The organism is Streptomyces sp. NPDC087215, from assembly GCF_044744885.1.
Classification (GTDB): domain Bacteria; phylum Actinomycetota; class Actinomycetes; order Streptomycetales; family Streptomycetaceae; genus Streptomyces.
In genome coordinates this window covers 40,085-63,340 of record NZ_JBIUZD010000025.1, presented here as the reverse complement: position 1 = coordinate 63,340, position 23,256 = coordinate 40,085, and the positions used below count along the sequence as shown (strand labels likewise).

Genomic DNA, 23,256 nt, shown 5'->3' with positions numbered 1-23,256 from the left:
CCGGTTGAGCGCGGCGTGGCCTGCCTGAAGTCCTGGCGGATCTTCCGCAGGTCCCGCTGCAGCCCCAACCGCATGACGTCAATCGCCAAAGCCATCTCACCCTGGAGCGGCAACGCTGAAGAGGCTCAGTGTTCCCGGGGTGACCCCGAACAGTGTGGTCATGGTGTCGATGTGCGAATTGGGCGGACAGTCCCGCACTCCGTTCATCGGAGACGCGACGATGACGGTCCACAATGTCGCACCCGACAACGGTCAGGTGCACGTCCGGGGAGAAGTGGACTGGGACTCCACTCTCTCCGTCCGGATGTACTTCCTCGTTTCTTGAGCCGCGCACGGACGGATGTCTCCGGGGCGTCGTCACAAGAAATCCCGACCGTTCCCGTAAGCACAGCCGCCGTTGCCGTTGCCTTTGCGCCGACAGCCGGTCACCTTCCCGTACAGGAGGGTGACCGGCTGTCGGTGTGAAGGATCCGCGGCGCATCCCGCGACCGCCCCGGTGGCCTCTCCCGGCGAGGGGCCGCTCGCCCCCTCGCCCCGCCCTCGGTCGTCCGCTCCCGCCGGACCCTTCGGTCCGCGGGGGCCCGGGACCTCCCGTCGCGCCCGCCCGTCCCGGCGCCCGCCCCCGTCCCCCGTCCCGGCGCCCGCCCCCGCCCCGGCGAGGCCCGCCTCTCGGCCGTGCGCGGGTTTCGGTCACGGGGCGAGGTGCCGCGACCCGTACCCCGGTTCCGTACACCCGGCTGGTCACCACAGGACGAGTTGTCCACAGTCCATGGTTCAGACCATTTTGGCGATTTTTCAGCCACGTGAATTGACAGGGCGGCGGCCCCTGCCCTGTCCTGACGGACAGTCTGGGGCAAGGTCCGGGCGTCACGCCGCTGGAGGCGCCGGCCTCCGCCAGGAGGGGTGTCATGAGCAGTTCAGCACGGTCCGGAGCGCCCTGGGAGGACTTCGGGCGCGCCCTGAAGTCCTGGCGTCGCCGATCCGGCCTCACCCAGCGCCAGCTGGGCCAGCTCGTCGGGTACCACCACAGCCAGATCAGCCGCCTCGAAGCGGGGCTGCGCGAGCCGCCGCCCGGTCTGGTCCACCGACTCGACACGGCACTCGGCGCGGACGGCGCACTGGCGACGCTGGCCGCCGCCTCCCACGACTCGCCGCACGACCGACGGCGACTACCGGCCGAGACGGGTCTGTTCACCACACCGCCCGGCGCGGAGCCCGGCGGCGCCGCAGCCGACTGGGACGGCCTCCCGTGGCCCGCCGCACTTCCGGCCGAAGGGCTCGTGTGCCCCCTCCACGGCAGCGCCGGATGCCTCACCCCGGACCGCGCCGCCGCCCCGGAACTCCTCGCACGGCTGGCGGCGGGCGACCCCCGCTTCGACGAACTGACCGCCATGGAAACGGAGGTGCTGCACGCCCTCACCGGATTCCTCGCCTGTGTGATCCGGGGCGCGCTGCAACTGACCTCCCTGGACGGCACGGCCACGACGGAACGGCTGCTGCGCGGGGTGATCCGCTGGGCCGACGCGGTCAACACGACCGGCCGCACCCCCCACGGCCAGCTGCGGATCGCCGCTCAGTACGCCCAGGTCGCGGGACGGCTGCGGATGCGGCGCGGCCAGAGCAGCATCGGCATGGCCTGGTTCGGCCACGGACTGCGCTGGGCGGACGCCGTCCACGACATACCGGCGCGCGCCACACTGCTCAGCGACATCTGCGCCCTGGTCAGACTGGACGACGACCCCGGTCCCACGCTCGGATACGCCGAGGCCATCGGAGCCGTCGACGGCCGACGACGCTGGATCTCCACCCTCTCCCACCTCTACCAGGCACGGGGGCACGCGCTCCGCCAGGACGCCGCCGAGTGCCGCCGCCACATCGCCGCCGCCCGCCGGGCGTTCGACAGGCTCGGCCGGGACGACGACCTGGAGGCCCCCTGGCTCACCGGCGCCGAGGGAGAGATGCGACTGGACTCGGCGATCGGCGGGGCGCTGCGCGACCTCGCGGCGGCCACCGGGGACCGTACGACCGCCCGGCGTGCCGTCGAGGCCGTCGCCCGCTCCCGGGCCCGGCTCTCGCCCCTCATGCGGGACACGCATCTGCTGCTCACCCTCCGGCTCGCCGACGGCTGGGCCTGCGCGGGTGACCCGGAGGCGGCGGTCGCGCTCGCCGCGCCGGTGCTCGACATGGCGGCGGGCACCGACGAACTCCTCGTCCGCGCGGAGCTGGACGGACTCCACACCAGGCTCTCCCGGGACTGGTCCGGTGTCCCCGAAGTCACCGGATACCGGGACCAGTTGGCCGATCTGGGGGTGCGGAGCGCGGTGCGCGGCTTGCCGGAATTTGCCAGCCGCGCACCGCACGCCCGGACGCGTTGACCCGGGCGCGGACGGATGTGAGGGTGCGGCCAGCCCGCCGACGCGACGCGTCGGACGTACCGGTGTTCCTCGACGGGAGCACCCGTACCCGGATCGTTGCTTTGTCATAGCCACGACACCGGCCGGGTGGCTCATCACCTCTCACAAGGAGCCATGATGCTGAGAAAGATGGCGGTGGCCGGGATATCCCTGGTCGTGACACTCGGAGTGGTGGTGCCGACCTCGGTCGCGGCAGCCGCGCCGGTCGCCGCACCCCCCACGAGCAAGCCGCAACCGCCCTCGGCGGCGAGGGCCGTCGCCGCCGCCGATCTGGCGGCGCTCAGCGGTCTCGACGCGCTCGCCAAGGGCCCCGACGAGCAGTACGACCGGCACCAGGTCATCCCCTGGACCCAGGGCCTGTACGCCGTCGCCTACGAGCGCACCTACCGGGGCCTGCCCGTCGTGGGCGGCGACGCGGTGGTCCTCGCCGACGGAGAGGGCAAGGTCCGCTCGGTCCACTCCGCCACGGAGAACGCCGTCTCGGTGCCCACCACCGCCAAGGTCACCGCCGCCAAGGCCGAACGGACCAGCCGCAAGCGACTCGCCGAGGTCCGGAAGGCCGAGGCGGCGCGCCTCGTGGTCCGGGTCAAGGACGACCACGCCACCCTCGCCTGGGAGACCGTGCTCACCGGCCGCACGGCCGAGGGCGCGCCCAGCAAGCTGCACGTCTTCGTCGACGCCCGCAGCGGTGACGTCGTGGACTCCTACGACGACGTCCGGGCCGGGACCGGCCGCAGCGAGTGGAACGGGCCCAGCCCGCTCACCATCGACACCTCCCGCTCGGGCACCCAGTACGTCCTGCGCGACACCACCCGCCCCGGCCTCCAGTGCTCCGACTACAGCGGCGGCCTGTTCACCAAGGCCACCGACGACTGGGGCACGGGCAACGCCACCAGCCGCGAGACCGGCTGCGTCGACGTCATGTACGCGGCGCAGAAGCAGTCGGACATGCTCAAGGAGTGGCTCGGCCGCAACGGGCACAACGGCAACGGCGGCAGCTGGCCGACGCGCGTCGGCCTCAACGAGCTGAACGCCTACTGGGACGGCTCCACCATCACCATCGGCCACAACAGCGCGAACAAGTGGATCGCCGGTGTGGACGTCGTCGCCCACGAGTACGGTCACGGCCTGGACTCCAACACGCCCGGCGGCGCCAACAACGAGAGCGGACTCGGCGAGGCCACCGGCGACATCATGGGCGCGCTCACCGAGGCGTACGCCAACCAGCCCGCGCCGTTCGACACCCCCGACTACACCGTCGGCGAGATGATCAACCTCCAGGGCCGCGGCCCGATCCGCAACATGTACAACCCGGCCGCCCTCGGCGACCCGGCCTGTTACTCGGCGTCGATCCCCACCACCGAGGAGCACGCCGCCGCCGGTCCGCTCAACCACTGGTTCTACCTGCTGGCCGAAGGCTCGAACCCCGGCGGCGGCAAGCCCTCCAGCTCCACCTGCAACAACTCCACCATCACCGGGATCGGCGTCAAGGACGCGGGCCGGATCTTCTACGGCGCCATGCTGCTCAAGACCAGCGGCATGACCTACAAGCGCTACCGCACCGCCACCCTGACCGCCGCGAAGAACCTCGACCCGAGCTGCGGCCTCTTCGCCACCACCAAGGCCGCCTGGGACGCCATCAGCGTGCCCGCGCAGACCGGCGACCCGGCCTGCGCCTCGCAGCAGACCGACTTCTCCCTGGCGCTGGCACCCGGCTCCGGCGACGTCCAGCCGGGTTCCTCCGCCACCGCCACGGTCAACACCACCACCGTGTCCGGCAGCGCCCAGCAGGTGGCCCTCACCGCCACCGGCGCACCCACCGGGGTCACCGTCTCCTTCAGCCCGTCCACGGTCACCTCCGGCAGCTCCGCCACGATGACCGTCGCGACGACCTCCGGCACCACCGCGGGCACCTACCCGATCACCGTCACGGGCCGCAGCGGAAGCAACTCCCACACCGCGCAGTACACCCTGCGGGTCGGCGGGGGCGGTACCCCGAACACCCCGCCGGACGTCGATGTGGCAGCCGTCCAGGCCCACCTGGCGCAGCTGTCCGCCATCGCGTCGCAGAACGGCGGCAACCGCCGCTCCACCACGGCCGGTTACCGCTCGTCCCTCGCCTATGCGAAGGGCAAGCTCCAGGCCGCCGGTTACACGGTGACCGAGCAGACCTGCACCTCCGGCTGCACGGCCGGTGCGGGCAACAACCTGATCGCCGAATGGCCCAAGGGCGACGCGGCCAGCGTGTACATGTTCGGCGCGCACCTCGACGGCGTGTCCGCGGGCGCGGGCATCAACGACAACGGCTCCGGTTCCGCCGCGCTCCTGGAGGCGGCCCTCACCCTCGCGAAGACCGACCCGGCCATGAAGAACCGGGTCCGCTTCGCCTGGTGGACCGACGAGGAGCAGGGCCTCAACGGCTCCTCCTTCTACGCCCGGACGCTCGCCACCACCGAGCGGTCCAGGATCAAGGCGTACTACAACTTCGACATGGTCGCCTCCGTCAACGGCGGCTACTTCATCAACAACCTGAACTCCTCCGCGTCCGCGCCGATGAAGGCCTACTGGGACTCCCTCGGCCTGGCCCCGCAGGAGAACGTCGAGGGCCAGGGCCGTTCCGACGACTACTCCTTCCAGCAGATCGGCATCCCCACCTCCGGCTACGCCACGGGTGCCTCGGCGACCAAGTCCTCCTCGGAGGCGGCCAAGTGGGGCGGCACCGCGGGCCGGGCGTACGACCCCTGCTACCACTCCGCCTGTGACACCACCGCCAACATCAACGCCACCGCCCTCAACCGCAGCGCGGACGGCATCGCCTACACCCTGTGGAAGACCGCCGTCGGGGAGACCACGACCCCGGTGAACGACTTCTCGATCTCCGCGTCGCCCGCCGCGGGCACCGTCGCCCCCGGCGCTTCCGCCACGGTCACCGTGTCGACGGCGACCACCAGCGGCAACGCGCAGAACGTCCAGCTCACGGCCTCGGGCCAGCCGACCGGCGTGACCGTGTCGTTCAGCCCCGCCTCGGTCACCTCCGGACAGTCCTCGACGGCCACCGTCGCGGTCGCCACCGGCACCGCCCCGGGGACGTACACCCTCACCCTCTCCGGTGCGGGCGAGGTCAGCCACCAGACCACGTACACCCTCACCGTCTCCGGCGGTGGCGGCGGCGAGACCACCTGGCGGCTCGGCGGCACCTACGCGGCCGGCGACATCGTCACCTACGACGGCGTCCGTTACCGGTGCGTCCAGGGGCACACGGCCTACCAGGGCTGGGAGCCCCCGAACGTCCCCGCCCTCTGGCAGCGCCTCTGAGGGCTGACGAGCCGAGGCCCTGAGGTCTGACGGCCCGAACGTCTGAGGGCCTGACGGCCCGACCGGTCGCCGAACGCGACCCCACACCCCCGGCCGGTACCCGTGACACACGGGTACCGGCCGGGGGCCTTCGCGCAGGGGGTGACCCTCGCCGGGAGGAGCCCCCGAAGTCGAAGCGGATGTTCCGTTTCCGGCCACCCCGGTGGGCGGGCGGCGCCGGGACCGCCCGCCGGGGGAACGCGCACGCCAGGACGGAAGAATCGTTGCCCCTTGCACCGAGGAGCGCGAACGGCCGTGCGAGACGAACGGGGGACAGGGCGCCGCCCGGTGAGGGAGTGAGAGGACGAAACAGCAGGTCAGCGACTGATTACCCTCTTCAGTCGACGCCCTCGGCGGTGAAAGTGTGGGCACGAACCGGGCTGCCCGCCGTGAAGCCGGGCAGCCCTCCGGTCGCAGAAACAGAGGGGAACCACCATGTCAGCGCGCAAGACCCTGGCGATCATGACCGCCGTGGCGGCACTGATCGCAGGGCCCGTCCTGTCGGCCCAGGCATCGACCACCGTTCCGACCGGCTCCGCCCACGCCGGGCAGACCCGCGCCGCCGGACTCACCGACCGGCAGGCCGCGGAGCTGCGGGACCGGGTCGACGCCGTCCTCGCGCAGGACCCGAGGGCCCGCCAGATCTCGGCGAACACCCTCACCACCGAGGGCGGTACGGTCACCGTCGCCGTGCCCGGCCGCTCCGAGACCCGCGACCTGGCCGCGCCCGCGGCGGCCCCGTCCTGCGCCGACGGACACCTGTGCGTCCAGGACGGACGCGGCTACATCTACGACTACTACCGCTGTGGCTACTACGACTTCGACGGCATCGGCGACGGCACCTTCAACAACAACCAGACCCCCGGCACCCGCGCCCGCTTCTACAACCAGGACGGCAGCGAACGCTGGTCGAACGTCGCCAAGTCCACCGGCACCGCCTCCTGGAGCCCCGTCTACCACATCCGTCCCTGTTGACGGACCCGCTCCGGACAGCCTTCCACGTCCCGCCCGGCCCGGCCCGGCCCGGCCCGGCCCGTCCCGCCCCCGACCCCACCCCGGGCCGGGGGCGGCCCGTCGTGGCCGACCGTCCGGCCGCCCGCCCATGGCGACGGGGGTCGGGCCGTATTCGGGGAGACAGCGGGGGTGGGGGTCTCTACGATCACTGGTGGGACGGGGTTCGTAGCGCAGTGGTCGTCGCGCCTTCACCTCATGTGGGAAGACGCCGGTTCGAATCCGGTCGACCCCGTCCCGCTCGACCACCCGGCGGCCGCGTGTCCTGGCACACGACGATGCGCTCCGCTCCGTGGCAGGACCGGCCACCGCCCCGCGATCCCCTTCCCGGGGTTCGGGGCGGGGCCCGTGAGAGGGGGCGCCATGAGTGGGTCGTCGGACGAAGAGCTCTCCCGGGGCTTCCTGGCCGCGATGCGCGTCGGCGATCTCCGCGAGGGGACCGTGGCAGAGGTGACCCGGCACGGCGTGGCGGTGACCCTGGACGGATTCGCCGCCCGCCCGCTGGGGTTCGTGGGGTCGCTGAATCTCTCCTGGGCCGGGTCCGCCCGAGCGTCGGCACGTGTGGGGGAACGGATCACCGCGCGGGTGATCGGCGTCGACCTGGACCAGGAGCGCGTGTGGCTGGCCACGACCGCCACGGAGAGCCCCGAACTCTGGGCGTTCCTCGACTCCCTCCGCGCCGGGGACCTCCTCTCGGGACGGATCGCGTCGATCGAACGGTTCGGCGTCCTCGTGGCGCTCGACGAAGGCCCGAGCCATCCGGTCCTCCCCGGCGTCGGGCTCATCGCCCTGCCGGACTTGTCCTGGCGGCGCTTCGAGGCGGCGACGGACGTCGTCCGGGTGGGGGAGCACGTCACCTGCGCGTTCCTCTCCTTCGACACGACGAACGGAGAGGCCAGACTGTCGCTGCGCGCCACGCGGCCCGACCCGTTCCAGACCTTCGCCGACAACGCCTCGGTGGGCGACGAAATGCGGGGCCGGGTCACCGGACTGGTCCCGTTCGGTGTCTTCGTCCAAGTGGGCGACGGCACAGAGGGGTTGATCGAGGACCGGAACGGCACCGGGACATCCGGAAGGGCTCCGGGGGCGTCCGTGCGGATCGGCGACGAGATCGCGGTCGTCATCACCGGGATCGACCGTGAGCGGCGCAGACTGTTCCTCTCCCGACGACCGGCGCCCCCGGCCCCCGGCTGACCCGAGACCGGTCCCGTCAGTCCGGTCCCGTCAGTCCGGTCCCTCAACCGTGCGTCCCGTGGGGCGTACGGACCCGGCCCCACCGGGTTCCGCGCGCTGAACGCCGGTCGGGACGGCCGGGTTCCGCCCGGGGCCCGCAGATCGTCGCCCCGGGTCCGGCCCGCACGGGATGTCCCATAAGTAGGCCTACGGGCCGCTATGGTCTGCTGACCATGAGGACGAACGCCTTAGCTCTGACCGCCGCGTCGGCCGCGGCCGTACTGCTCGCGCTGCCCGCCCCGGTCCGCGCGGCCTCCCTCCCGGCCCAGGCCGCCACCCCCGCGACGTGCAAGGACGGCCGCAGCGACGCGCGGGGCCGCTCGTCGGTGGACGGCACCGAGATCGCCTGGGACGACGAGACCCGGTTCGACGACGCACGGAGAACCGCCCACCGCCTCTGGTCGGCGGGCTCGCTCACCCGGGTGAAGATCCGGCCGGACGACGCCACGACGTGGGCCGACCTGGTGTGGCGGGACGCCGACAGCACCTCGGGCGAGTGGAAGAACGTCTACGGACGGTGGGCCGGGCGGAGCGGCACGGACACGATCGAACTCAACGCCGCCTATCTGGGGGAGGGGAGACCGTTGGGCAGGGCGGAACACCGGCGGAGGGTCGCCGCGCACGAGATGGGCCATGCCCTCGGCTTCTGCCACAAACCGCTGTCCTACCGGTCCCTGATGTGGTCGGACTACGACGACCTCGCGGCGGACCGGATCGACGCACCGACTCCGCGGGACATCGGCAACTACCACGCGCTCTGGGGCAGGTCACGATGAACAGGACCGTGGGAGTGCTCGTCGGCGGACTGACGGCCGCCGTGGTCACGGTGGGCGGTTGGATCGGCCTCCAGGAGTACACCGAGCCCCGGACCCGCCCCGAGGCGCTGCGCGGGTACGACGCGACGGACCCGGCGAGCACGGCTCCACAGGCCGAGAACGTCTTCACCGGCACCGTGCGGGCGTTCGAGGAACTGCGGGAGATCGAGGGATGGGAGCAGGGCGTCTACCTGGTCGAGGTCGTCTCGGCGTTGCGCGGGAGCCTGCACGGCACGGTACGGGTGACGTACGCCCCGGAGGACGTGGGACCGGAGTGGCTGGAGGCGGGCGGGACGTACGTGTTCGCGACCCACGCGTGGACGGACGTGGCCGGGGACGGGCACGCGCAGCTCTTCAAGGGGGAGATGCGGCCGGTGGACGCCGGACAACTGTCGGTCTGGGAGGACGCGGTGGCCCTGCCGCTGGTGGCCGACCGGGATCCGTCCGGACGGTCGGGCCCCTGCTCGGGCCGGGACTGCTGAGGAGGACCGTCCGTCCGGCGAACGGTCAGGAGCCGTCTCAGGCCGCGGTCACGAATTCCGGGGCGCGCCCGGCGGGGGCCCCTTCGACCGCTTCGGCCCACAGCGCCAGCAGACGCCGGTACTCGGTCGTGCGGTACTCGCTGCGCGGCTCGTCCATCAGCTCCCTGATCCGGGTGTTGACCCAGGATGCCGCAGGCGCGTGACGGGGGAGACCGACGATGGTGTGCATGGGAACACCGTACGGGCGGGGTCCGACAATCGCGCCGGATTTCCGGCGCACCGGCCGAGGGGCTCCGGCGACACGCCGAAGGGGTGTCGTCCGGGCCCGAGCGGTCGGGGCCGAACACGCCAGGGCGGGGGCCGGTGGAGCGCGTACGGGCTGCGGTGGATCTGCGAGCCCGGCGCGATCCCCGGGCGCCCGGCCGGGAGCACCCGGACCCTCCCCGTCGTACCGTACGAGCCCGGCGGGTGTCTCCGCGTCGCGCCGTACGAGCACGCACCCGGCGGGCCTGGCCGCGCCCCTGGGGACGGAGATCGGGCCACCCCGGGCCACCCCGGGGCCTCCGGGGCCTCTGGGTCCTCCGGACCACCGCCCGGACCGCCGTGCCTGACGCCCCCGCGCCCGTACGCCCGTGCCCGACGACGCCACGCCCGGCACAAGCCACTCGTCCCCGGCCCACGGAACCCCGCCGTACGCCTACCCCGCGCTCCCGGACGGCACCGTCGGCAGGTACCGGGGAGCGCGCCGGGCGTCGAGCCGCCGCTCCACCGCCGCGCCCAGCGACAGCAGGGCCGCGTCCTGCCGGTTCCCGGCCATCAGGAGGAGGCCGACCGGGAGTTCGCCGACGAACCCGGCGGGCACGGACAGCGAGGGATACCCGGCGACGGCCGCCGGGGTGGAGGACGGGATCACGTCGTTGTCGCCCCGGGCGCAGTCGGTCGTCCAGGCGGGCGGGTTCGCCGGGGCGGCGAGGGCGTCCAGGTCATGGGCGGCCATGGTCCCGTCGATGGACCTCCGGGACAGGTCCTTCAGTTCGGCGCGCATCGCCAGGTAGCCGGGATCGGTGGTCGGCGGCGCGGCCAGCGCCTGCTCGAACAGCTCCTGCCCGGCGAAGCACGACCGCTCGGCCGGATGCGTCCGGTTGAACGCGATCAGACCGGCGAGGTCACGCGGCCCGTGACGGGTGGCCAGATAGGCGTCGATGTCCCAGTGGAACTCGCTCAGCAGCGCCGGGAACTCCAGCGCGGCCAGCCTGTCCTGGTACGGCGGTGTCACCTCCACGACCCGGGCCCCCGCCGCCCGCAGCCGGGCCGCCGTCCGGGTCATCAGCGCGTCCACCCCGGCGCCGAGCGACGGCAGCCGCCACAGACCGATCCGCTTCCCGCGCAGGGCACCCGGGCGGGTGGCCGCCGTGGTGCCGAAGGCGCCGTCGGGGCCCGCGTCGCCGTGGCCGCCGAGCACCGCGAGGGTGAGCGCGGTGTCGACGACGTTCCGTGCCATGGGGCCCGCCGTGTCCTGCTCGGCGGAGATGGGGACGACGCCGGAGGAGCTGACCAGACCGAGACTGGGCTTGTGGCCGACGACCCCGTTCATCCCGGCGGGACACACGATGGAGCCGTCCGTCTCGGTGCCGATCGCCACCTGCGCCAGGGACGCGGCGAGCGCGGCGGCCGAACCGGACGACGAACCACAGGGGTTGCGGTCCAGGACGTACGGATTGCGGGTCTGCCCGCCCACCGCCGACCAGCCCGACGTCGGCCTCGCCGCACGGAAGTTGGCCCACTCGGACAGATTGGTCTTGCCGAGGACCACCGCACCGGCCGCGCGCAGCCTCCGGACCAGCTCCGCGTCCTTCTCCGGCGGTCGTCCGGCCAGTGCGAGCGACCCGGCGGTCGTCGGCATGTCACGGGTGTCCACGTTGTCCTTCAGCAGGACCGGAATGCCGTCGAGAGGACCGAGGGCCTTCCCGAGACGGTGCCGTACGTCACTGGCGGCAGCCTGGCGCAGGGCCGTCGGGCTGGTGCGCAGCACCGCGCCGATCCTCGGATCGACCGCCTCGATCCGCCGCAGGTACGCCAGCGTCAGCGCCGACGAGGTCAGGGACCCCCGTCCCATACGGTCCTGCAACTCGGGGATCGTCACCGTGTCCAGGTCCACTCCGCGTAGGAGCACCGGACCGGCGGCGGGCGAGGACGCGGCGGCCACCGCCCGCCGCCCCGGCACACCCGCCACCAGGAGGGGAGCGAGGGCCAGGGCCACGGTCAGCGCGGCGACGCTTCTCTTCATCATGGGGACAAGCCCACCGGAGGAGGAGCACGCGGCACAAGGGACTTCCACGCCTCCTTGTCCCGCCGCCCCTCCCCGGGAGTCCTCAGGCCGGTGCGGTGAGCCACCCATGGACGGCGAGGGCGGTCGTACGGGCGTGCTCCTCCAGCAGGGTGAAGTGGTCCCCCGGCACGGTGACCTCGGTGTGCGGCAGGACCCAGGCCGGGGCGGGACCGGTGCCCGGCAGCGGGTCCCGGGCCCGTACGTACAGGGTCGGACAGGTGAGCCGCGCGGGCCGCCAGCCACCGAACAGCTCGAAGTATCCGGCCATGGCGGTGAGCCTGCCGGTGCTGTCGGAGGCGAAGTCCGCCGCCCGGCGCAGCATGTCCGAGGTCATCGCGGAGAGCCGCTCCCCCCGGTCGCCGTGCCCCGGCGGGTAGGTGTCCAGGAGGACGACGGCAGCCGGGGGCGTGCCCTCGGCCTCAAGGCGTTCGGCCACGGCGTGGGCCACCCAGCCGCCCGCCGACCGTCCGAGCAGGACCGGCGGGCCGTCGGCCCAGGCGGCACGGACGGCGACGGTCTGGGCGGTGACCAGGGCTTCGAGGTCCGAAGGCAGCCTCTCGCCGTCCCCGAACCCGGGGTGCCGCAGCGCGGACACCGGCCGTGCCCCGCGCAGTCCGGCGCCGAGGCGCGCGTACTCCTGAGGTCCCGAGACCGAACTGAGCGCGGGGGCGCAGATCAGCCGGGGCCCCGCGCCGCCCGCCGCGAGCACCACCGGCGGGTGCGCCGCACCGGCCGCCTCCGCGCCCTCGAAGGCCGGGCGCAGCCGTGCGGCGACGGTGAGGAGCACCATGCCGTCCCACGTACGGCCCCGGGCGCAGGCGGTGCGGAAGAGCGCGCGCAGGGAGTCGGGGGACGCTCCGGCGGTCGGCACCTCGGCTTCCCGGCGCCGGTCGGCGGATACGGCCCCGGGGGCGTCACCGCCCGTCCCCGCGTCCGGGCCGCTTCCGGGGCCGTGCCGCTCGTCGGCCTTCACCGGGGGCGTCCGGGTGGCGGACCGCCGGGTCAGTTCCTCTGCGAGGGCCCGGGGCGTCGGGAAGTCGAACAGCAGGGTGGACGGCAGCGCGAGGCCCGTCTGCGCGACGAGCTCGTTGCGCAGCTCGACCGCCGCCAGCGAGTCCAGGCCCAGGTCCGCGAGGAGGACGTCCTCCTCGATCTCGGACTCCTCCTGATGGCCCAGCACCCGGGCCGCGAGCGCCCGCACCCCGGCCAGCACCGCGCCGGGCGCGCCACCGAAGAAGGGAGCGCCACCGAAGGGGGAAGTTTCCCCGAGGACGGACGCCCCACCGGACCGGCTGCCGCCCGGAGCGGCCTCCGGACCGTTCACGGGAGTCCGCGACCAGGCCGTGCCCTCCACGTCCCGGAGGGCCGCCGGACCGAGCCGGGCCGCCACCACCACGGGCTCGTCCCCGGCCACCGCCGCGTCGAAGAGCGCCAGCCCCTCCTCGGGGGCGAGCGGCCCGAACCCGGAGCGGGCCATCCGCCGCAGCTCCGCGTCACCGAGGTGCGCCGTCATGCCGTCGTCCTGCCGCCAGGGACCCCAGACCAGCGACGTACCGGCCAGACCGAGCCGTGCACGGTGGCGGGCCAGGGCGTCCAGCGCGCAGTTCGCGGCGGCGTAGTTGGCCTGCCCGGCGGAGCCGAACGTGCCCGCCACCGAGGAGAACAGCGCGAACAGCGCCAGATCCCGGCCGAGGGTCAGCTCGTGCAGGGCGAGGGCCGCGTCCGCCTTCGGCCGCAGCACCCGCGCCAGCCGGGCGGCGGTGAGCGCCGTGACGACACCGTCGTCCAGCACCCCCGCGGTGTGCACGACACCGGTCAGCGGGTGGGCCGCCGGTACGCCGTCGAGCAGCGCGCCGAGCGCGGCCCGGTCCGCGACGTCGCACGCCCGGACGGTCACCTCGGCGCCCGCCCCGCGCAGTTCCGCGACCAGTTCCCGCACCCCCGGGGCGTCCGGCCCGCGACGGCCGACGAGCAACAGGTGCCGGACCCCGTGGGCGGCGACCAGGTGCCGGGCCACCAGGGCGCCCAGGGAACCGGTCCCGCCGGTGACCAGGACCGTGCCCTCCGGGTCGAGCGCCCGCGCCCCCGGGGCCGTCGTCCCCGTCGCCGGTACCAGCCTCGGCACGTACACCGTGCCCCGCCGTACCGCGGCCTCCCGCACGGGGCCGGTCAGCAGGGCGGGCAGGGCGCGCCAGGACTCGGGGTGCCCGTCCACGTCGACCAGGGCGAAGCGGCCCGGGTGCTCCCGCGCGGCGGAGCGGACCAGGCCCCACACCGGCGCGTGCGGCGCCACGGGCGGGGACCCGCCGTCCGTACGCGGGCCGGTGGCGACGGCTCCGGAGATCCGGCCGGTCGCGCGGTCCGGGGGCGAGCCGTCCTCGTCCGGCGCCACGGCACCGGACGTCACCACGACCAGCCGGGAGCCGGACGGGCCCGGCCGGGCGAGCCAGTCCCGTACGAGTCCCAGCGCCCGCTCCGCCGCCCGCAGCGGTCCGGCGGCGGGGGCCTCGCCCTCGGCGGCCGCTCCCGGCAGCGGGCAGGGCACGACGACGACGGCCGCCGCCGGGTCGCAGGAGGCCACGTCCGGATACACCGGGACGCCGGAACCGGGCGGCGCGAGCGCGTCCACGAGGGGTGTCCCCGGCGCGCTCAGCACCCCCCAACGGGGCGGCGCCTGGGGCGCGGACGGCTCGGGCAGGGGCACCCACTCCGTCCGGTGGAGGGCGGGAGCCGTCGCCTCGGCCACAGTCCCGCCGCCGCCCCCGCCGCCCCCGCCGCCGTCCCCGGCCCCGGCGACGGACCCCGTCCCGGCCCGGGTGAGCGAGGGCGGCAGCGGCCTGAGCGTCAGGGAACGGACCGTCGCCACCGGCGCCCCCGTCCCGTCGGCCAGCTCCACCCGGGACCCTCCGTCGGGCCCGGGGGTCACCCGGACCCGCAGCCGCCCCGCACCGGACGACCCGTGCGCCCGTACCCCCGCGAAGGCGAACGGCAGCGAGAGCCCGCCGTCCCTCCCGGAACCGCCGGAGCAGACGCCGTCCAGGGCCAGGGCGCGCAGCGCCGCGTCGAGCAGCGCGGGATGCAGCACGAAGCCCGGGGTCCGCGCGAGCTCCGGCAGCTCGACCTCCGCGTACAGCTCCTCCCCGGCCCGCCAGGCGGCCCGCAGCCCCTGGAAGGCGGGCCCGTACTCCAGCCCGCCGGCCGCCAGCCGCTCGTACGTCCCGGCACCCCGGGCCTTCAGCGGGACCGCCCCGGCCGGAGGCCGGAGGGCGTCAGGGCCGGACCCCCCGGCCGGGCGCCCGCCCCGAGCGGCCGCCGAGGCCGCCACGAGCGTCCCGGTGGCGTTCCGCGTCCAGGGCGCGCCACCCGCCGTGGTGCGCGGCCGGGAATGGAAGAGCACCGCACGCCGTCCGGCGCCGTCCGCACCCGTCACCCGCAGCTGAACGTCGACGGCGCCGTCCGGGGGCAACGGCAGCGGCGCCGTCAGGACCAGCTCGTCCAGGACGTCCGCACCCACCGACCCACCCGCGTGCAGGGCCATGTCGACGAAGGCGGTCCCCGGAAGCAGGACGCGACCGGCCACCACGTGGTCGGCGAGCCACGGCTGGTCCCGCACCGCGAGCACCCCGCTCAGCAGCAGACCGTCGTCGTCCGCCGTCCGCGTGCACGACCGCAGGAACGGATGGGCCCCCTCCGCCACCACGGCCGGGGCCCGCTCCTCCGGGGCGCTCTCCAGCCAGAACCGGCGGCGCTGGAAGGCGTACGTGGGCAGCGCGACCCGCCGCCCCGCGCGCCCGGCGAAGACGGCGGACCAGTCGACGGGCACCCCGTGCGCGTGCAGCGCCGCCACCGTGTCGAGCAGGGCCTCCGGCTCCGGCCGCGACCTCCGCAGCGTCGGCAGGGCCAGCGGTACCGGGCCCCGCCCGCCACCGACCGTCCCGCCCGTGCCCGGGGCGCCCGCGACCGCCTCGCCCGCGCCGGGGCCGTCCTCGGACCCGGACGGCACCAGACAGTCACGGACCAGACCGGTCAGCACCCCGTCCGGCCCCAGTTCCACGAACTGCGTCACCCCCCGCCCCGCCAAGTACGCCACCGTGTCGGCGAAACGCACCGGACGGCGGACGTGATCCACCCAGAACTCCGGCGAGCACACCTCCTCGACGGTGGCCGCCCGGCCGGACACGGCGGAGACCAGCGGCAGCCGGGGCGCCGCGAACGACAGCCCCCGGACCACCTCCGCGAACTCGCCGAGGACCGGTTCCATCAGCGCGGAGTGGAAGGCGTGACCGACCCGCAGCTCCCGTACCGACCGGCCCCGCTCACGGAAGTACGCGGCCACCTCCCGCACCGCCGCCCCCTCGCCGGAGACGACCACCGCCTCCGGCCCGTTGACGGCGGCGATCCCGACCACACCCCCGGCCGCCGCGAGCCGGGCGGCCACCTCGTCCTCCCCGGCGGCCACCGCCGCCATCGCCCCGCCCGGGGGCAGCGCGTCCATCAGCCTGCCCCGGGCCGCCACGAGCACGCACGCGTCCGCCAGGGACAGCACCCCCGCCACATGTGCCGCCGTCACCTCACCCACGGAATGCCCGGCCACCGCGCCGGGCCGCACCCCCCACGCCTCGAACTGCCGGAACAGCGCCGTCTCCAGGGCGAACAGCGCGGGCTGCGCGAACCGGGTCGCCCGCAGCGACTCGGCCGCCCCGTCACCCGGCCCGGCGAACATCACGTCCCGCAGCGGCACCGGCAGCAGCGGATCGAGCAGGGCGCGGCACTCGTCCAGCGCGGCGGCGAAGACCGGATACCGGTCCCGCGCCCCGTACAACGCACGTCCCATGCCGGGGCGCTGACTGCCCTGGCCGGTGAACAGCAGCGCCGAAGGCCCGTGACCGCGCGCGACACCCGTACGCACCCCCGGCCCCTCGCCGCCCTCCGCCACGGCCCGCAGCGAGCGGAGGAGCCCGGCCCTGTCCCCGGCCACCACCACCGCCCGGTGCTCCAGTGCCGTCCGCGTGGCGGCCAGCGCGTACCCGAGGTCCACCAGGGGAATCCCCGGCGAGGCGGACACCCGCTCGTACAGCCGCCGGGCCTGCGCCCGCAGCCCCGGCCCGCTCCTCGCCGACAGGGGGAAGACCGAGGGCGCGGACTCCGGACGGGCGCCGGTACCGGACACCGTCCCGGCGCCGTCACCGTCACCGTCTTCGGTCCGCTCACCGTGCCACCCGTGGCCGCCCGCGCCCGCCGGAGCCTCCTCCAGTACGACATGGGCGTTGGTGCCGCTGATCCCGAACGACGACACGCCCGCCCGGCGCGGCACCTCCGAAGCGGGCCACTCCAGCGCCTCCGACAGCAGCTCGATCCGCCCGGCCGACCAGTCGACCCGGGGCGTCGGCTCCTCGGCGTGCAGAGTGCGCGGCAGCACGCCGTACCGCATCGCCTGCACCATCTTGATGATCCCGGCGACCCCGGCGGCGGCCTGCGTGTGACCGATGTTCGACTTCACCGAGCCCAGCCGCAGCGGCCGCCGCCGCTCCCCGCTCCCGTACGTCGCGAGGAACGCCTCCGCCTCGATGACATCGCCCAGCCGGGTCCCGGTGCCGTGCGCCTCGACCGCGTCGACGTCCGAGGTGCCCAGACCCGCGTCCGCGAGCGCCCGCCGGATCACCCGCTGCTGCGCGGGGCCGTGCGGCGCGGTCAGACCGTTGCTGGCCCCGTCCTGGTTCACCGCCGAGCCGCGCACCACGGCGAGCACCGGGAGCCCCGTGCGACGCGCCTCGGACAGCCTGCTCAGCAGCAGCATCCCGGCGCCCTCGGCCCACCCCGTACCGTCGGCGGACGCACCGAACGCCTTGCAGCGGCCGTCCGGGGACAGCGCCCGCTGACGGCTGAACTCCACGAACGACGACGGGCCCGACATCACCGTCGCCCCGCCCGCGAGCGCGAAGGCGCACTCGCCCCGGCGCAGCGCCTGCGCCGCCAGGTGCAGGGCCACCAGCGAGGAGGAGCACGCCGTGTCCACGGTGAGCGCCGGTCCCTCGAAGCCGAAGGTGTACGCGATGCGGCCCGAGGCGACGCTTCCGGCGTTGCCGAGCCCCAGGTACCCCTCGACCTGCTCGGGCGTCCGCGTCAGCCCACGGGCGTAGTCGCTGTACATCAGGCCGACGTACACGCCCGTCGCCGAGCCGCGCAGCGCCCCGGGGACGAGCCCGGCGTGCTCGAACGCCTCCCACGCCACTTCCAGGAGCAGCCGGTGCTGTGGATCCATGGCCAGCGCCTCGCGGGGGGAGATGCCGAAGAACCCGGGATCGAAGCGGTCCACACCGGAGAGGAAACCGCCCTCGCGCACATACGTCCGGCCGGGGCGCCCGGGGTCCGGGTCGTACAGCGCCTCGGTGTCCCAGCCCCGGTCGGTGGGGAACGGCCCGATGGCGTCCCGGCCTTCGGCCACCAGCCGCCACAGGTCCTCGGGCGAGGCCACGTCTCCGGGATAGCGGCACGCCATCCCCACGATCACCACGGGATCGTCGTCAGGACGGGCCGTTGCCCGGTCCACGGACCCGGCACCCGCCGCCGCGACGGCGTCCCGCTCCCCGAGGTGGGCGGCGAGCGCGGCGGCCGTGGGGAAGTCGAAGGCCACGGCCTCGGAGAGCGACAGGCCCGTCACGGCCGACAGCCGCTCGCGCAGCACCGTCGCCGTCAGGGAGTCCATGCCCAGGTCCCGCAGGGCGGTGCCCGGCTCCACCTCCCGGGGCTCCCGGCCGAGCACCGCCGCGACCTCGCCCCGCACCAGGGCCAGCAGGTCTCCGTACGCCTTTCCGGGCCCCCGGACGTCCGGGGGCCGTACGCCCACGGTCCGGGCGTCCGGGGCTTCTCCTTCGGGGGTCCGCGCGTCCGGAGTCGGTGCCTCCAGGGCCCGTGCGGGCAGGGCGGCGAGGTCCCGGCGGACGACCTTCCCGGAGACGGTACGGGGGATCTCCGCCACCTCGAACAGTTCGACAGGCACCTTGGCGGCCGACAGCTCCTCCCGGCAGGCGGCCAGGACGCGCCCCCGGTCCAGCGGGCCGCCCCCGGGCGCGGCGACCAGGAAGGCCACCGGCACCTCGCCGAAGACGGGGTGCGGGCGTCCGGTCACGGCGGCGTCCGCCACCCCCGGGATCCGCCGCAGGACGGCCTCCACCTCAGCGGGATGGACGTTGGCCCCGCCCCGCACGATCAGGTCGTTCGCCCGGCCCGTGACGGTCAGTTCCCCGGAGGCGTCGACCCTGACCAGATCGCCCGTACGGAACCAGCCGTCGCGCAGCACCTCCGCGGTGGCCTCCGGCCTGCCGTGGTAACCGGCCATGATTCCCGGGCCTTCGACCCAGAGCTCGCCCTCGCCGGTGGCGGGGCCCTCGGGGCCGCCGAGCCGGACACGGGTCCCGGGCAGCACCCGGCCGCACCCGCCGGGCGTCCCCGCCCCGCCCGGCCCCGCCATGGTGACCGGACCCGCCTCCGTGCTGCCGTAGTGCTCCAGGTACGGGACACGGCACACCGCCTCGAAGGACGCGCGGAACCCGGGCCCGGCGGCGGCGCCCCCGCTGACACAGCCCCGCAGCGAGGGACCGCCGAGCCCGGCGTCACCCTGCTCGCCCCGGACCGTGTCGAGCAGCGCCGTATAGGTCGTCGGGACCCCGCCGAGCAGCGTGAACGAGGCGCCCTCGCGCCGCAGTTCGCCCAGCACGCCCGCCACCGAGAAGCGGGGCGGCAGCATCGCGCTCGCCCCCACGGCGGTCACACCGAGGAAGCACACGATCTGGCTCATCGCGTGATGGAGGGGCAACGGCCAGAGCACACGGTCCCGTTCGGACAGCCCGAGAACACCGACGAGACCCGTCGCCACCGGCGAGAGACGGTTGCGCTGGGTCGACAGGACACCCTTGGGCACGCCGGAGGAACCCGAGGTGTAGAGCAGCCAGGCGGCTTCGTCCAGCGCCAGATCGTCCCGGGCCCGCGCCCCGGGCTCCGTACCGGCCAGTTCCTCGTACCGCAGTACGGTGCCGGGCCCGGACGAAGACCGGCCCCCGGCGGCGCCCGGCGGGGCCGTACCGTCCGGGGCGGCGTCCTCGTCACCGCCCCCGGCCACGATCAGGATCAGACCGGGCCGCGCGGACAGCGTCCGCCGCCGCGCGAGACGGGCCTCGTCGGTGACGAGCACCCGGGCCCCGCTGTCGTCGAGCAGACGGGCCAGCTCCTCCTCGGGAGCGCCGGGGTCCAGGGGGACGCCCACGCCGCTCGCGCGCGTGACGGCGAGCAGGCTCTCGACGGTCTCGACGCGGTTGCCGAGCAGCACCGCCACCCGGTCGCCGCGCGCCACACCCAGGTCCACCAGATGACCGGCCAGTCGAGCGGTCCCGCGTTCCAGTTCCCGGTAGGTGACCCGCCGGGACCGGTCCTCGAAACAGACCTTGTCCCCGAGACGACGGGAGTGCTCCCCGAGCAGTTCCGGCAGCGGCTTGACGATGTCGGCGTGCGGACCCACCGCATGACCTCCCTGAGACGACCCGTCGTCGAGGACGACCACATGATCCTTCCGGTTGCCCGGCCGGGGCGACGACCGCTCCCGCCGACGGGTGTCGCACATGTGGTGCTGGTGTCCTCCATCACCGTCCAGACGCATCCTCACCCGGGTTCCGCCGCAGGGAACCTGGCGGTCGAGGAACTGCTCGAGGACACCGGCATGGCCTGGACGGTCTGCGGCCGACCCAGTTCGCCTCGAACACCCCGATGTGGGCGTCGGCCGTCCGCGGGCACGGGACCGTCGAAGCCCCGTACGCGGACGCCGCGCCGCTCACGATCCACCCGGCGGACATCGCGTCGGTGGCCGGGGCGGCTCTGACCGAGCCCGGTCACCACGGCCGTGTCCACACCTTGACGGGACCGGAGCGGGTGAGCCCCCGACAGCAGGTCGCGGCTCTCGCGCAGGCGCTCGGCCGGGAGATCCCGTTCGCCGAGATCAGCCGCGAGCGGGCTCGCGCGCGGAGGGTCGCGGTCTTCGGGCCCGAAGCCGCGGACGCGGTGCCGGACCTCACGGGCGGGGACGTCAACGACGAACCGCTGACCGTGCGCGACACGGTCACCCGGGTCACCGGAGCCCCGGCCCGGACGTTCCGTCAGTGGGCCGAGGAGAACGCCCCCGCGTTCCGCCGACCACCCCCGGCAGGGTGCGCCCCCCGTACCGGCGAGCGACGGCCCGGTCCGGGTGACTGCCGGACGTACGGGGGCGTCACCCGAGACGCCCCGCCGGTCCTCACGCGATAGGGGACCGGCGGACGGAACCGGCCGATGCCCCGGGCGGCGGGGGAGCGGCGAAGCCCGGCCGATGTCCGAGCGGCACGGTCACCGACCGGCCACCCGGGGCGGGCTCAGTCCGTGCCGGTCTTCGGCCGGGGAACGACGTCGAGCCGCGCGGGACCGTTGACGATCATCGAGGGGAGACGGGCCGGCCGCCGGTCGGGATCGGCGAGGGAGAGCGCGGGCAACCGGGTGAAGAGCGTGGTCAGGGCCACGTCCGCCTCCAGGCGCGCGAGATGCGCCCCGATGCAGAAGTGGGGCCCGAAGCCGAACGCGAGGTGCGCCTTGTCCGTACGCGTGGGGTCGAACGCGTCGGGGTCGTCCGGGTGGACCTCCGGGTCCCGCCCGGCCGCGGCGAAACCGATGATGATCGCCTCGCCCTTCTCGATCACGACGCCTTCACCGAGGTCGATGTCCTCGATCGCGTACCGCAGCGGAAGGTGCATGACAGGGCCCTCGAACCGCAGCGTCTCCTCGACCACGTCGTCCCAGCCGATCGTGCCCTCGCGGACACGGGCGAGGTGCTCGGGGTGGGCCAGCACGGCCTGGACGGCGCTGGTGATCAGGTTGACGGCGGTCTCGTAGCCCGCGCTGATCATCGCGAACAACGTGCCGACCAGCACGGAGTCGGACAGCGGCTCCTGGCCCGGAACGTCGGACAGCAGGAGGTCCGTGGTCAGGTCGGACGCCGGGTGGGCCCGCTTGTAGGCGATGAACTCCGAGACGCGCTCGACGAGTTCGTTCCCCGCGGCCAGCGCGCTCTCCGGGTCGAGCGTGGAGTCGAGCGTGGCGTCCATCACCCGGCCCATCCCCGCCCGCAGATGGGCGGGCACCCCGACCAGATCGCAGATGACCGTCATCGTGAGCGGCAGCGAAAGGGCCTGCCGCAGATCCACGCTCTCTCCCGGCGGAAGCGCGCCGAGCGCCGCCACGAGACGGTCCGCGGTCGCCTGCACCCCAGGACGCATCCGGTCGACCCGCCGGGGCGAGAACGTCGGGGCGATCCGCCCCCGGGACTTGCGGTGGTCCGCCCCGTACATGTTGAAGAAGCTGTCCTGGAAGGTGAGGGGGGCCAGGGCCCACCCCTCGGGAGCGTCGGCGGCACCCGGCCAGTGCTTGCGGAAGTCCCGCGACACGCGCGGATCGGTGGTCAGGGCCTGGATGACGCCGCGCCGCGTCACGGACCACGCGATCACGCCCCCCGGAAGCTCGACGCGCACCGCGGGGGCCCGCGCGCGCAACACGGCTGCCTCCGCGTGCAGCGCGCTGCCGGTGGGATCGAGCATCGGGCAACGCGGCCCGGGAACGGATGAAGACGGCATGGCGGTGCTCCCCTCACTGGAGAAACCACGAAGGGCTTCCCGCCGAGGCGACCGGCCTCGTTCTGTCAAGGGAAGCCACGCACTGCCACGAATTGTGCGCTCCGGCGGGCGTCGTGGGAAGACCGCCCGGCGGACTCGGCCGCCGTCGAAGCCCTCCCGGTCCTGCCGGGGCGTCTCGCACGTGCGGGGTGCGGCAGGTCGGTCGAACGGGGCGCGCGGGGCGGGCCGGACGGGTGTACGGGGGTGGGGCGCGGGGGAGGGCGGGCGCGGGAAGGGGCGCGCGGGGGTCGGGCGCGCCCCCTCGCGCCACCGGGCGCCGTTGGCGCGGGACCGCTCGCGGGCAGGATCGCGGGGCACCCGACAGAAGGGCCGACCATGGCGAGTGACTTCCAGCGCGTCAAGCTGTCCCACATGTTCCACGCCTTCGACGCCGACGGGAACGGCTATCTGGACCAGCGTGACTTCCGGGCCCTCGCGGAACGCTGGAAGGACCTGCCGCGCGTACGGCCCGGATCGGAACTGGCCGACCGCGTGGAGCGGGTCATGCTCGGCTGGTGGGACCATCTGGCGGCCCATGTGGACACGGACGGGGACGGCAGGGTCGACTTCGACGAGATCCTCGCCATGGTGGACCGGCTGCCCGCGATGCGCGAAGTCGTCGCCGCCACCGCCGAGACCGTTTTCGACGCCGTCGACGAGAACGGCGACGGCCGTATCTCCCCGGCCGAACACCAGCGCCTGGTCGACACCTGGCACGGTGGGAGCGTGGACACCGCCGGAGTCTTCGGCCGGCTGGACCAGGACGGCGACGGCTACCTCGACCGCGCGGAGTTCACCAGCCTGTGGACCCAGTTCTGGATCAGCGACGATCCGGCCGAACCGGGCAACCACCTGTGCGGCCCGGTACCGGCGGGCGCCTGACGGCCCCGCCGCCGGGCCGGACGGCGGGTCTGTTCCCGCTCGCCGTCG

General features: G+C 74.6%; 12 protein-coding genes, 1 tRNA gene and 2 pseudogenes. 11 read left to right on the top strand and 4 right to left on the bottom strand.

Annotated features, from left to right (window positions below):
- From ACIO92_RS33185 to ACIO92_RS33145, 9 genes and pseudogenes are all read left to right on the top strand, one after another.
- Positions 1 to 119 (top strand): annotated as a pseudogene (locus ACIO92_RS33185) (IS5/IS1182 family transposase); the annotation flags it as partial.
- A 20-nt stretch (positions 120 to 139) separates the two neighbouring features.
- Complete coding sequence (locus tag ACIO92_RS33180) at positions 140 to 325, top strand: hypothetical protein (protein ID WP_402284045.1); 186 nt, start codon at positions 140 to 142, stop codon at positions 323 to 325.
- A gap of 583 nt (positions 326 to 908) precedes the next feature.
- Entirely contained in the window at positions 909 to 2,375 is a 1,467-nt protein-coding gene (locus tag ACIO92_RS33175; protein WP_366443730.1) for a helix-turn-helix transcriptional regulator, read from the top strand.
- Between the two features lie 156 nt (positions 2,376 to 2,531).
- Positions 2,532 to 5,729: a M28 family peptidase gene (locus ACIO92_RS33170; RefSeq protein WP_401240639.1), complete on the top strand. Its 3,198-nt coding sequence runs from the start codon at positions 2,532 to 2,534 to the stop codon at positions 5,727 to 5,729.
- Between the two features lie 474 nt (positions 5,730 to 6,203).
- Positions 6,204 to 6,743 carry a hypothetical protein gene (locus ACIO92_RS33165; protein WP_366443731.1) on the top strand — a complete coding sequence of 180 codons (540 nt, stop codon included), beginning with the start codon at positions 6,204 to 6,206 and terminating at the stop codon, positions 6,741 to 6,743.
- 197 nt (positions 6,744 to 6,940) lie between these two features.
- Positions 6,941 to 7,014: transfer RNA gene (locus tag ACIO92_RS33160), tRNA-Met, on the top strand.
- A gap of 128 nt (positions 7,015 to 7,142) precedes the next feature.
- Positions 7,143 to 7,973 carry a S1 RNA-binding domain-containing protein gene (locus tag ACIO92_RS33155; protein WP_366443732.1) on the top strand — a complete coding sequence of 277 codons (831 nt, stop codon included), beginning with the start codon at positions 7,143 to 7,145 and terminating at the stop codon, positions 7,971 to 7,973.
- A gap of 212 nt (positions 7,974 to 8,185) precedes the next feature.
- Entirely contained in the window at positions 8,186 to 8,788 is a 603-nt protein-coding gene (locus ACIO92_RS33150; protein WP_366443733.1) for a matrixin family metalloprotease, read from the top strand.
- A complete protein-coding gene (locus ACIO92_RS33145; protein WP_366443734.1) occupies positions 8,785 to 9,309 on the top strand; it encodes a hypothetical protein in 525 nt (174 codons plus the stop codon). The genes ACIO92_RS33150 and ACIO92_RS33145 overlap by 4 nt, the downstream gene beginning before the upstream one ends.
- A 37-nt stretch (positions 9,310 to 9,346) precedes the next feature.
- On the opposite strand, the gene ACIO92_RS33140 is transcribed toward ACIO92_RS33145, so the two are convergent.
- The 3 genes from ACIO92_RS33140 to ACIO92_RS33130 form a co-directional block, all read right to left on the bottom strand.
- Positions 9,347 to 9,538, bottom strand: coding sequence for a hypothetical protein (locus ACIO92_RS33140; RefSeq protein ID WP_366443735.1), 192 nt, complete (start codon positions 9,536 to 9,538; stop codon positions 9,347 to 9,349).
- A 468-nt stretch (positions 9,539 to 10,006) separates the two neighbouring features.
- Positions 10,007 to 11,599, bottom strand: coding sequence for an amidase family protein (locus ACIO92_RS33135; protein WP_402284049.1), 1,593 nt, complete (start codon positions 11,597 to 11,599; stop codon positions 10,007 to 10,009).
- An 82-nt stretch (positions 11,600 to 11,681) separates the two neighbouring features.
- A complete protein-coding gene (locus ACIO92_RS33130) occupies positions 11,682 to 20,153 on the bottom strand; it encodes a type I polyketide synthase (protein WP_402284050.1) in 8,472 nt (2,823 codons plus the stop codon).
- A 3-nt stretch (positions 20,154 to 20,156) separates the two neighbouring features.
- On the opposite strand from ACIO92_RS33130, the pseudogene ACIO92_RS33125 reads away from it, so the two are divergent.
- Positions 20,157 to 20,818, top strand: a pseudogene (locus tag ACIO92_RS33125) (capsule biosynthesis protein CapD); the annotation flags it as partial.
- A gap of 218 nt (positions 20,819 to 21,036) precedes the next feature.
- On the opposite strand, the gene ACIO92_RS33120 reads toward ACIO92_RS33125, so the two are convergent.
- Complete coding sequence (locus tag ACIO92_RS33120; protein ID WP_366443737.1) at positions 21,037 to 22,251, bottom strand: cytochrome P450; 1,215 nt, start codon at positions 22,249 to 22,251, stop codon at positions 21,037 to 21,039.
- Between the two features lie 411 nt (positions 22,252 to 22,662).
- Between ACIO92_RS33120 and ACIO92_RS33115 the strand changes: the two genes are divergently transcribed.
- Positions 22,663 to 23,208: an EF-hand domain-containing protein gene (locus ACIO92_RS33115; protein ID WP_366443738.1), complete on the top strand. Its 546-nt coding sequence runs from the start codon at positions 22,663 to 22,665 to the stop codon at positions 23,206 to 23,208.
- Positions 23,209 to 23,256: the final 48 nt, after the last annotated feature.